This is a genomic window from Nostoc sp. (assembly GCF_036919815.1).
In the GTDB taxonomy this organism is placed as follows: Bacteria; Cyanobacteriota; Cyanobacteriia; order Cyanobacteriales; family Nostocaceae; genus Nostoc.
In genome coordinates, this window is sequence record NZ_JBALCE010000118.1 from 155,458 (window position 1) to 165,992 (window position 10,535).

The window sequence follows — 10,535 nt, forward strand, 5'->3', positions numbered from 1 at the left end:
TAGGCGAAAATTTGGTATCCCTCTAACTGCATGGCTATTAGCTGTTCTTCTAAGAGCGTCCTGATATTAAGAGCAGATAATCCTTTGGGTAAGCCGAAAGCAATATTTTGCGCCACACTCATGTGTGGGAAGAGGGCATAGTTCTGCACTAAGAAACCGATGCGGCGATCGCGGCTTGGCAGATTTATTCGTTGTTCTGAGTCAAACAGGACTCTGCCATTTAAGACTATACGCCCAATTGTGGGCGTTTCTATGTCGGCCGCAAAATCATGCTCTTACCTGCTCCAGAACCCCCCAACAATCCCAAGGGTTGCTCATTGGTGTTAAAGGACACTTTAAGATGAAAACTCGGCAGTCGTTTTTCAATATCCACAAATAGTCCTACTGCGGAGTCAGGTACAGACAATGAAAACGATTCTCTCCCGTGTCCCCCTTGTCCCCTCTTCTCTCTAACTTCCTGCCAGTAGCTGACTGCAATAATTCCAAATAGAGAAATTACCATAATGGCGATCGCCCAAAACCAAGCTTCGTCCATTGCTCCCGCTTCCACAGCAAAATATATTCCCATTGGAATCGTTTACGTTTGTCCTGGGATATTGCCCGCCAGCACCACTTTTAAATCAACTTCAATAGGGTTTTAATTACCAAAAAAGCTGGGAATCAGCAGAAATAACTACATTTTTAGGAAAAATTACCAACTAAATAGGTTAAGTTTGCTTAGATATATTTCCTATATCAAGAAATACTAAAAAATAGTGAAGTTTATACCTGTAGGCATAGAATTTAATGTAACTAGTTGTTATGATTAATGTGTTAAGAAAAACACAAGGAAAAATCGTAAAATGCAAGTTAGCGCTCGTAATGCTCTCAAAGGTACAGTTAAAAACGTCGTAGTAGGATCTGTAAATACAGAAGTGACATTGGAAATTGCACCTGGAGTAGAGGTAACTTCAATTATTACCAAGTCATCAGCAGAAAGTCTGAAGCTTACTGAAGGTAAACAAGTCTATGCCATAGTCAAATCATCAGATGTAATAATTGCCATAGACTAAAGTAATTGTTGGCATTTTCTTAAGGGAGGGGCAGTTTGATTGCCCCTTTTTAATGTTCGACTGCTAAATAAAAATGGTTCTACCACTTATCTTATGTTACGGCATTAAAATTAAGGTTTTATGGGGAAGCTTCAAAAGCTTAAAACCCAACCCATATAACGAATGCAGCCTATAATATCTTTTTATTTATTATTAAAGTCCATAAAGGGAGCGATAGAGCCAGTTTTTTACCATGATAACTGCTGTTTACCAGTGTTAGTATTTGGGATCTCTTGACCCAAAACTGGTACAGCGTAGACGGGCACCGACTTGTCGATAGACATAGCGAAACAAGAACTAGACAGCAAAAAACTGTGCCAAAAAAAGGTAAATTGTTTTTGTAAATACACTCCTCAAAGCCTCACACACAATTGAATTACGCAACCAATTGCAAACTGCTTAAACCACAAGTATTTCCGCTTTTCAAGCCTGCCATTCATTCATGACTCTAAATATTTGCTATGACTTCGCCAATATTGCTGATATTATAGCCAGCGAAAACCTCTAATTGCGTTCCCTCTTAGGGTTGCCGTAGGCATCGCACGCTTCCGATGTCCCAAGATATTGATAAACTCCTGTACTGGTGATTTTTCTAAATATTCTTTGAAAATCACTAAGTCGGATCGCGCACTATGAAGAGGAATAAATCCCCAGTTTCATGAGGTTGTATCTCTCCATTAAAAAAAGTCGCAGTAGACAAACTTAAACTGCCAGGGCAATAGCAAGGTTTTCTAGTATTTGCCGTTTTTGTTGTCAGACATATTGGTGCTTTGAAAATTTTGCTGATTTTTCGCAAGCATAGCTACATTTTGCAAAGATATTTAACATCCGGGAATGCTATCTAGCCTAGGCGCAGCTCACCGTAGGCATCGCCTTTTCTATCATCTGCTAACTTACTCAGTCGTCACCAAGAAATAACGCTCAAATCCGAATGGCACGCTTGGAACAACGCAAACCCTTAATAGTGCCTGGAATAAATACCAACATTACAGGTAATAAAATCAGAAAGTGTATAGACAACTACAATAATTGCTACCAACTAGGTGGTAAATTTTACGACTGATAAAGAGGTAAAAAGCGATGAACTTAACACCCAGTGAGTTAGAACGCTATCACCGCCAAATGATGCTTCCCAATTTTGGACAGGCAGCACAAAAACGTTTGAAGTCCGCAACAGTTTTGGTTACAGGTGTAGGGGGATTAGGTGGTACATCAGCGCTTTATTTGGCAGTAGCGGGTGTTGGACGGCTAATCCTAGTTCGGGGTGGTGACTTACGGCTAGATGATATGAATCGTCAGGTTCTAATGACAAATGATTGGGTAGGTAAGCCAAGAGTATTCAAAGCCAGAGAAACTCTGCAAGCTATTAATCCTGATATTCAGGTGGAAGCAGTTCATGATTACGTTACAAAGGAGAATGTAGACTCTTTAGTGCAATCTGCTGATATAGCTGTTGATTGCGCCCACAATTTCACAGAGCGGAACTTGCTCAATGAGGCTTGCGTGCGCTGGCAAAAACCAATGGTGGAAGCTGCAATGGACGGAATGGAAGCTTACCTGACGACGATTATTCCTGGTGTCACTCCTTGTCTATCATGCTTGTTCCCAGAAAAGCCAGATTGGAATCAGCGTGGCTTCTCGGTTATCGGTGCTGTTTCTGGTACACTAGCTTGTCTGACAGCATTAGAGGTAATAAAGTTGATTACTAAGTTTAGTCAACCCCTATTATCACAACTGCTGACAATCGACTTGATGCGAATGGAATTTGCCAAACGAAATTCTTATCATGATCCTTCATGTCTGGTGTGTGGTAGCAGCTCTTGCTCGGAAAATTCGCAAACAACATCTTTATAAACAATCGAATCTACTTGATGAGCCAAGTCTAAGAAAGTCGTTGGCTGAGGAAGAATACCAAATTGCTGTACAACTACGGTTGTTGACTGTCGAAAGATATCAGCGCCATTGAGATATACAGTACCAATATGGGCTTTGAGTAATCTTCAAAATGCGAATGTAGTATTTTTTGGGACGAGATATATTTGTCTTAATGGATAATTAAGAGGCTTAGGCGCTGAAAATTGCGGTGTCTGTTACTACTATAAATAAATTATAAGATGAGATTAAAAATGATTGTCGCTGCCAACAATCATTTTCCTATCGCTGCAATTTTGATTCCGTTTATCTAAGATTTTAAACTTGTATCTTTTGCTTTGGCTCTGCCAATTTTTTATTGAGTGCTAAACCCATAGCTGCAGCTAGTAATAGTCCGCAAACATAGTTGGGTTCGGGTACTGATTTGACGGGGCTAGTAAAGCCATACTTATGCAAAATTTGCTGTCCTTTCTCTGACAAAATATAATCTGCTAGTTTCTGTGCATTCGGATCAGCATTTTTGATAACTGTTAAACCAAATGGTGCTGCAACAGACAAATAATCTGGTAGCCCAACTACTTGCAGACTCGGATCAATTTTTTGCGATGCGATCGCGCCAGTATAGTAAGTTAAGAAAACATCTGCTTGCTGAGTGTTGTCTAGAAAATACACTAAGCTGTCCTGTCCTGATGGAACTATTGGGGAATTCGTTCCACCTGTTAATCGCAAGGCTTTACTATTGAGGGTATCAAAACTACCAGGGATTTTTGAATTAGCTTGAGTGAATATCTCTTGAGTGTAGTCTCCAAGAGGATCTGATATAGGTGTTGAAGTTCCCAACTTGATATCGGGATTTAGGAAGTAATCTAATACCTGATTTGGTGTAATTTGTGTCTGGGAATACTTTGAGGAAAACACCGCTACAATATGGTTTTGAGTAAATTCCACTGGCTGACTGCTCAACCCCTTAATGTAGAGTTTTTGGGGATTTCGAATATCTGCACTAGCAAAGACATCAGCAGTAGGCTGTCCAAGTTGGAGTTCTGTTTCTATTGCTTGCTCTCTAATCCCTGATGGCCCAAATACTGTATTCGTTCCTATTCCTGTTTCTTGGGTGAAGTCTTGGCTGACTTCCGTTAGTGCATTTCTTAAACTACCTGCTCCATATAACTTGAGATTAGCGGCAAAAGCTTGATTTGGTATCAGAACACTAAAGGCACAAGCTGCCAAAGAACCTGTCAAAAAAAATTTTTTCATCTGTTCGCTAAAATCTCCAAGTTTTTGGGTATTTTCCCCTCAAAGTTAAGATTACCAACTTAGTTGGAAAATTGTCAATTACTTTATATAGACAAATGTTAGTTTTGTGACTATACGGTTCGGTTAAGAAAATTATCAGTTGAGGCAAGCAGTTATTAAGCAGTTATTAAGCAGGGAGAGAAAGAATTATTGCTCAAAAACTCTTTTTCCTCCTCTGCCTCAACAGCTTATTCAAACCGTATTGGGCTTGGTTAATTATTGAAGATATGGTGGGCGTAAACAAGCTTTTCGCCAGTCATACTCAATAGGTTTACAAATGTCTCCAGAAGTTATTGCTGATAGTCTTGAGACTGACAACCTTAGCCTCTACATCAGAAATATTTTGGTTTCAAAGGAGAAGGAGGAGCAGATAATATGAGGATATTTGTCACATTACTAACGTAACGACCTCCAGCTTTGTCACCTGGAACTACTAAACGAGCAAATCCTTCATCTGTTAAAGGCACGACTTTACCATCACTACCTTTTTTTGCAAATGCAACTAGCACTGTTTTCCCTTCAAAATTAGGTTGAATTTCACCAATAGCTACGACTGCACCATAGCAATCTCTGGCGTCAACTAGAACATATTGCCTCAGAAAAGAGTTTTTACTATTCACTCCAGAATTCCCAGGTTTTAGACCACCTCCGGCTTTCGGATTATTAATTAATTCCCATAGGGGGACTCCATAGTATGTTTCGGTTCGTGGCCCTGAGCCGGTTTGAAAGCTCACAGTGATTTCAGTAACTAATGCTGGATTTTGTCTTTTTAAAGCATCTCGCAAATTTTTCAGGTTTTGCAAGTTATATGTGGTTGGATTATTGAGTTCTCCACCCAAGCGAAAACTTGGCGAAAAACCTCCAAGACACTTATTTTTATCCCAGACAGATGGAATTTTTTCTTCTTTTTCCGAGGGAAGACCACTTCTTGAGTCAGCTAAAGTAGGCTGCCATAAAACCAGTATCGATAGTATTAAAGACGCAATGGGTATCGTGCGGGTAAAACGCATAAAACATTTCTCCGTTTACTATTGAATATTGAAAAAATTAGATAGTTTTGCTCAAAGCTGTTTGCTCACCAAAAATTAGTATCATTATCGCCAAAACTGAGCAAGTTGACAATAAATTTTGTTAGATAAAAATCAAAACGGTTCTATCGTTAAACTTTCAACTCCTTACCAAACGATACAAAATAGCTAGTTTTCTTTTCTGTGTTATTAAAAACTAATGAATCCTTACGCCAAAGTTAGCCGCAAACCTCTTGTTAGATTTGCGTTTTTCCAAATGGATAAGTGTATCTGTGTAATCTAATGAAGATAATACCAACTTATTGAGTAAATTACCATATTATTTGGTAATTAAACGCTAATAAAATTAATTTTTATTTATTTTTAAAATAGTGAAGCTTAATATTGTATACAACCTTGCTGTCATTATTTGTTTTATAAATAGGTTACTATCAAGCTAATAAAGTGTTTATAAGTGAGATTTACCTGTAAATTAGAAAACTGTCCGATTTATGGAGAAGGGCTGTAGTTGTGCCGACACTATAGTTGGAGCAAAACTATCCAGCTACTAGACTCATAGTGTATGCAACCAATAGACTAGTGGAACGGTTCACAGGTGTAGTGAAGAGAGCGATATAACCGTCTATCGCTCTATTTCATCAACTACTTAAGAGCTTCGTAAAACGCCTACTCTACTTCCGTTCTAAGTCTTGCGTAAACACTATTCTTTATGGTTCATCTCCTGCGTTTTAACAACTGCAATCTTAAGTATTGAACGCACCCCAACTAAATCAGAGATTATAGTTGAGGATTCTTGCGCTTTGAAGTTTTAAGACTTCTCTGCGTTACCAGGGATACTGGCGTTCTCAGTGTGTCGTTAGAACTTTTGCCTACGTTCACCCTAGTAAAAAGTATTGTTGATATAATGACTTTTTACTATTTATAAATAATTATTGAAATTGGTCTATGTCTCCAGTTATAAAACTTTTACAGTACCGCAAAAACTAATTACTAAAATAATAACATGGAATCAGAAAATATTGTTGCTTCTCTTCTTAGGCTCCGCCAACGCGTTTTTATATCGGTTTCGCTAACCCCACCTAAAATGTAGATGTTTTTATAGTATTTTTAGGTGGGGACTGCGCGAAACATTTTTTGTTCAAACTAAATTAAAAATGCACTACTGTGCCATCGTCATTTTGACTGCAATATCGCACGGTTTACCAAAGTACGGTGAACTTGTCACTAAAATATCTACACCAGTGCTAGCATAATCCTTTATATTTTCAGAGGTAATACCACCAGCTGCTGCTAGTTTTAAGTTTGGATACTGCTGCTTCAACTTCAAAACTAGAGGCTCAAGGTCTGGGATCGGAATTTTATCAAACTGAATTAAATCTACACCTGCTTGAGCAGCGATCCAAGCATCTTTTGGTGTATCAACTTCAACGCAAATATGTTGTTCTGGAAACTGTCGTCGCAGTTCATTCATGCGTTCAATTAGCCCAACTATACCTCCCAGGAATATCAGGTGTTGGTTAAAGATCAGAACAGTTTCAGATAATCCTAAGCGATGAAAAAAAGCCCCGCCAGCTAGAACTGCTTTGATGGAAAGCGCTCTAGTACCTGGAAAACATTTACGAGTAGTTACAATAGAAACAGACTGATTTACTGTTTTAGCAGTATCTACTAATACTCTTGTACGCGAAGCAATGTTGGAGGCGTATTCCACCAAATTTAAAGCAACTCTCCAGCCACTGTGCAAAGCTTGAGCAGTGCCACTAGCTTGAAGAATTAATTGCTTCTCCTGGCATACTGTACCACTTTCGACTTGATAATGAACTTCGGCACCACAATATTTTAACACTCTGGCTGCTTCTTCAGTAGCGCAAATGGTCATCGGATGACGGGTAGAAAACTCGATTTCACCGGCTTGCTTGCCAATGCCAAGCCCGTAGGTTGTCAAATCTAGATAGGGAACATCTTCCTGAATTAACCTAGCGATCGCCTCATCTGAGAAGAAAACACTCATTATGGGTATTCAAGATTATTTTTGAGATAACTTTACAATTTTTACCAAAATAGTTGGACAAAAGTAGTATTCGCCTTTAATTTTTAACTTTTAATTCAAAAAAAGTCAAAAATCACACATTATCGAATGATGCCTTTAGAGAAAAACGATCGCCTAACACATAATAGATTTGTTCAAGGTGAAGCTATTTTAAAATCCCCAGGGGGATACCTACGGCAACCCCTCTGGTCTACACATCAATAAACTATGTTTGCGCTAGCGCACCGTAACAATACCCGATTTTCGCTTATACAGAAGTAAACCAACACTCACAACTGCTAATGTGCCAAGTATTGAATCTGATTCGGGAACTGCTACGATTTTACCCGAACCGCTAATTGTGTTGGTAAAAGCACCAAAATCATTCACTCGACGACCAGTAGTAACTAAAAAGTATTTCTGTCCTGTAACAAGTTCTCGGTCGAAAGTAACAGTACTACCATTCGTAGTAGTATTTGCTATAAGAACATTGGTTAATTGTTCGGTAGGATTAAAACTTTCCTGATATAAAGCTAAGAAAATATCCCATTTTCTATTTGCAGGTGGTGTAGGTTCAGAATCACCACTTATAGTATATAAACCGGATTGATCGATCGTAAAATCAAATACGCTGTAAGGTACGCTCATTCCCAAATTTCCATCTTTTTCACCACTGATAAGAGTGGGAGGATTACCTGGCGCTACACGCCGCCAAATCGGTTCGTTTGTTGTATCACCTTGATAATTAAAGACAGCAGCTTTCGAGGGTTGAGCAGTACAAACAGTAGCTAATGCTAACCCCAGAATAACCATTAATGGTTTTTGAAAAAACTTTGTTTCTAACATAAAACTGATGACTCCTCAAATACAAATGGCTTGGTGTAGTGGGAAAACTCTTTAGTAAGGTTTGGACTGCAACAATTAGAGAAGTTCAACTGTTGCAGAATCTGATGATTTTATTGCAATACTTGACGATATCTACGCAATTTCCATGCTGTGAGGCAAGATAAGCCAATTAACAACAAACCAGAGATTGATGGTTCTGGGACTTGAGTAATTACCAAGGAAAGATTATCTGCGTAAGCGTCGTTTACTCGTCCTCTGGCATAATTGGCGTTCAGCAGTAGATTAATTTGACGTGTACCCACAGGTACAGAGCCATCAGCTGACTGCAAAAATAAGCCTGTGGTGTTGTTTCTTTGCGCGGCAGTTGGCGAAGTAATACTTGCTATGCCTAGAGATTGGTTAGCTCGATCGAGGAAAGTAATGTTTAGTGATGCGCTATCTTCATCAGTGCTATATCCCCCCAACCAGCCGTTTAAGTTAAATGTACCTTCACCTGCATCAATAGTTGAGGCCAGATCAGATATATCGATTAATTGCGAAGCACTGCTCGAGGCTCGATCTGCACCACCAAAGAATAAATTTGCGCCGCGATTACTTGGCCCCGGAACATCAGTACCAGGAACAGTCACATTTACTACATTACCTAATGGGTTGGTAAAGCTAAAACCTGTTGCCCCGTACTTTAATACACTGAAACTACCTGTCGAAGTCCAGCCAGGGATAGTAGGTATATCAGTCCCAACAGCGTTACCAATTGGATCTCCTTGCCCAAGTTCTGCATCACCATTTACTATCAAATTAGTACCAAAGGTGGCAGCATAGATGGGGTTAGAAAGCAACAGACTAAATGTCACTCCTGCTATCAAAGTTGTACCAATCTTCGCCATTGCTTGAGAAAAGAAAGGAAAGATAATTACTTTATTCATAGTTTGTTTTCTCCTGAAATTTACTAACAGCTTGTTTCAAAATTAAGCAGATTCCTCAATGTTCTAACTGTGGCGTTCATAGCTAACTTGAATGTTTTGTAAAGGTAATATTGAGAACGAATACAGTCAGCGAAGTGGCAAGCAAATACTTTTTCATGATTTTTTAATCGCCCATGAGTAAAGAAAAAATTACTTTTTCTGGTCTTTATACAAGCTCTTTAGCATTAATACTGTGTGAGCTTTTGGTAATTAATGCTAAAACATTCATTTTTATGAGCGTTTAAACTTTATGAATTATTCATCAATATTTATTACGTATGTGTTAATACGCATTTATGTTTTCGATTAAAGCTATCATACCAACTTGGTTGGAAAAATTCAATTCAATTACGTAATTAAACGCTGACTTTATCAAAACTTTAAGTAAAAAGTTTTTTATCTTGATGAGATTACACACATGGCAAGACTTCACGAGTAACTACGACTGTGGTGCTTTTACGATGCCTACGGCGAGCGTAGCGTACCCCTTTAAGCAAGCTATGCAGAGCGTCTTGTTGGCGCAGCCTCTGTCTCCGACACGGTATTCGCATTCGTAGAGAAGCGATCACAATGTCTACGACGGGCTACGCCTAGGCAACATAGCTATTTGATCTCAAAATCCGAGCAACTTCTTGCATAGTGCGGGGATGTGTTTGTTTGCCTTGTGGCTTCTTTCACTATGAAAGAAAGCAAATGTGGAGGCATAACAGCTTATTAATCTTGTCCCTCGACAATTTCTTTTTGGATAAAACTAATTTGTGCAGCTAACTCTTGCCGAGTAGAAGCTTTGAATAGATATCGGAAAACAAACCAGATTAAGTAACCAATTCCAGTCAACTCAAAAACTAGATTTAACTGGGGAATGTCATTTATTACATCTAATACAGCTAGAATTATCTTAATTGCAACAGTCGCTGTAATAATTGTAGCGAAACAAATAATTGGCATCTGGTATTCAGTGGAAAAACTACCTAAATATTTAGGCAATTGCTCCAAAAACGCAGAGAATTTACCACCAATTTCCTGCCATTGAGGTAAGGGTTGATTATCAGGTAGTAGAAATGGCTGAGTTTCAATTTTTGAACTTTCAAATCCTGTGATAGGTTCGGTTGATCTAATATCAAAAGATTTGGATTGTTCTACTTCGCTCTCCCGAAATAATGGTTTATCAGCAGGTAGTAGAAATGGCTGAGTTTCGATTTTTGAACTTTCAAATCCTACTATAGGTTCGGTTGATGTAATATCAAAAGATTTCGATTGTTCTACTTCACTCTCCCCAATTTTACTATTTTCTTCAGTGATAACAGTTTTCATTTGCTCACCACGGATATCAGATTTAGCGAGTTTCATCAGAGGGGAATAGATGGCATTGTACATATCCCGCGCCATATTCACCGCACCTTCAAAA

At 38.7% G+C, this 10,535-nt stretch carries 8 protein-coding genes and 1 pseudogene; 2 read left to right on the forward strand and 7 right to left on the reverse strand.

What is annotated here, in order from left to right; genetic code table 11:
- Nucleotides 1-17: 17 nt before the first annotated feature.
- Nucleotides 18-610: pseudogene (locus V7K15_RS27060) on the reverse strand (ATP-binding cassette domain-containing protein); the annotation flags it as partial.
- 232 nt (nt 611-842) lie between these two features.
- Between V7K15_RS27060 and V7K15_RS27065 the strand changes: the two are divergent.
- Entirely contained in the window at nt 843-1,052 is a 210-nt protein-coding gene (locus tag V7K15_RS27065; RefSeq protein WP_334910620.1) for a TOBE domain-containing protein, read from the forward strand.
- 1,119 nt (nt 1,053-2,171) lie between these two features.
- Complete coding sequence (locus V7K15_RS27070; RefSeq protein WP_334910622.1) at nt 2,172-2,945, forward strand: HesA/MoeB/ThiF family protein; 774 nt, start codon at nt 2,172-2,174, stop codon at nt 2,943-2,945.
- Nucleotides 2,946-3,281: 336 nt separating this feature from the next.
- On the opposite strand, the gene V7K15_RS27075 is transcribed toward V7K15_RS27070, so the two are convergent.
- The 6 genes from V7K15_RS27075 to V7K15_RS27100 all read right to left on the reverse strand — a co-directional run.
- Entirely contained in the window at nt 3,282-4,220 is a 939-nt protein-coding gene (locus V7K15_RS27075; RefSeq protein WP_334910624.1) for an extracellular solute-binding protein, read from the reverse strand.
- A 371-nt stretch (nt 4,221-4,591) separates the two neighbouring features.
- Entirely contained in the window at nt 4,592-5,269 is a 678-nt protein-coding gene (locus tag V7K15_RS27080) for a hypothetical protein (RefSeq protein WP_334910626.1), read from the reverse strand.
- Between the two features lie 1,177 nt (nt 5,270-6,446).
- Nucleotides 6,447-7,298 (reverse strand): ModD protein, encoded by an 852-nt coding sequence (modD, locus tag V7K15_RS27085; protein ID WP_334910628.1) that lies wholly within the window; start codon nt 7,296-7,298, stop codon nt 6,447-6,449.
- 255 nt (nt 7,299-7,553) lie between these two features.
- Entirely contained in the window at nt 7,554-8,162 is a 609-nt protein-coding gene (locus tag V7K15_RS27090) for a PEP-CTERM sorting domain-containing protein (RefSeq protein ID WP_334910630.1), read from the reverse strand.
- Between the two features lie 110 nt (nt 8,163-8,272).
- Nucleotides 8,273-9,088, reverse strand: a complete 816-nt coding sequence (locus V7K15_RS27095; RefSeq protein WP_334910632.1) for a PEP-CTERM sorting domain-containing protein — start codon at nt 9,086-9,088, stop codon at nt 8,273-8,275.
- A 753-nt stretch (nt 9,089-9,841) separates the two neighbouring features.
- On the reverse strand, nt 9,842-10,535 hold a 694-nt coding region (locus tag V7K15_RS27100), incomplete at its 5' end, for a CAAD domain-containing protein (RefSeq protein ID WP_334910634.1).

What these genes read in the sequence shown, in the direction of transcription:
- V7K15_RS27065 (WP_334910620.1), top strand. Translation starts at nt 843, where the DNA reads ATGCAAGTTAGCGCTCGTAATGCTCTCAAAGGTACAGTTAAAAACGTC.
- V7K15_RS27070 (WP_334910622.1), top strand. Translation starts at nt 2,172, where the DNA reads ATGAACTTAACACCCAGTGAGTTAGAACGCTATCACCGCCAAATGATG.
- V7K15_RS27075 (WP_334910624.1), bottom strand. Translation starts at nt 4,220, where the DNA reads ATGAAAAAATTTTTTTTGACAGGTTCTTTGGCAGCTTGTGCCTTTAGT.
- V7K15_RS27080 (WP_334910626.1), bottom strand. Translation starts at nt 5,269, where the DNA reads ATGCGTTTTACCCGCACGATACCCATTGCGTCTTTAATACTATCGATA.
- modD (WP_334910628.1), bottom strand. Translation starts at nt 7,298, where the DNA reads ATGAGTGTTTTCTTCTCAGATGAGGCGATCGCTAGGTTAATTCAGGAA.
- V7K15_RS27090 (WP_334910630.1), bottom strand. Translation starts at nt 8,162, where the DNA reads ATGTTAGAAACAAAGTTTTTTCAAAAACCATTAATGGTTATTCTGGGG.
- V7K15_RS27095 (WP_334910632.1), bottom strand. Translation starts at nt 9,088, where the DNA reads ATGAATAAAGTAATTATCTTTCCTTTCTTTTCTCAAGCAATGGCGAAG.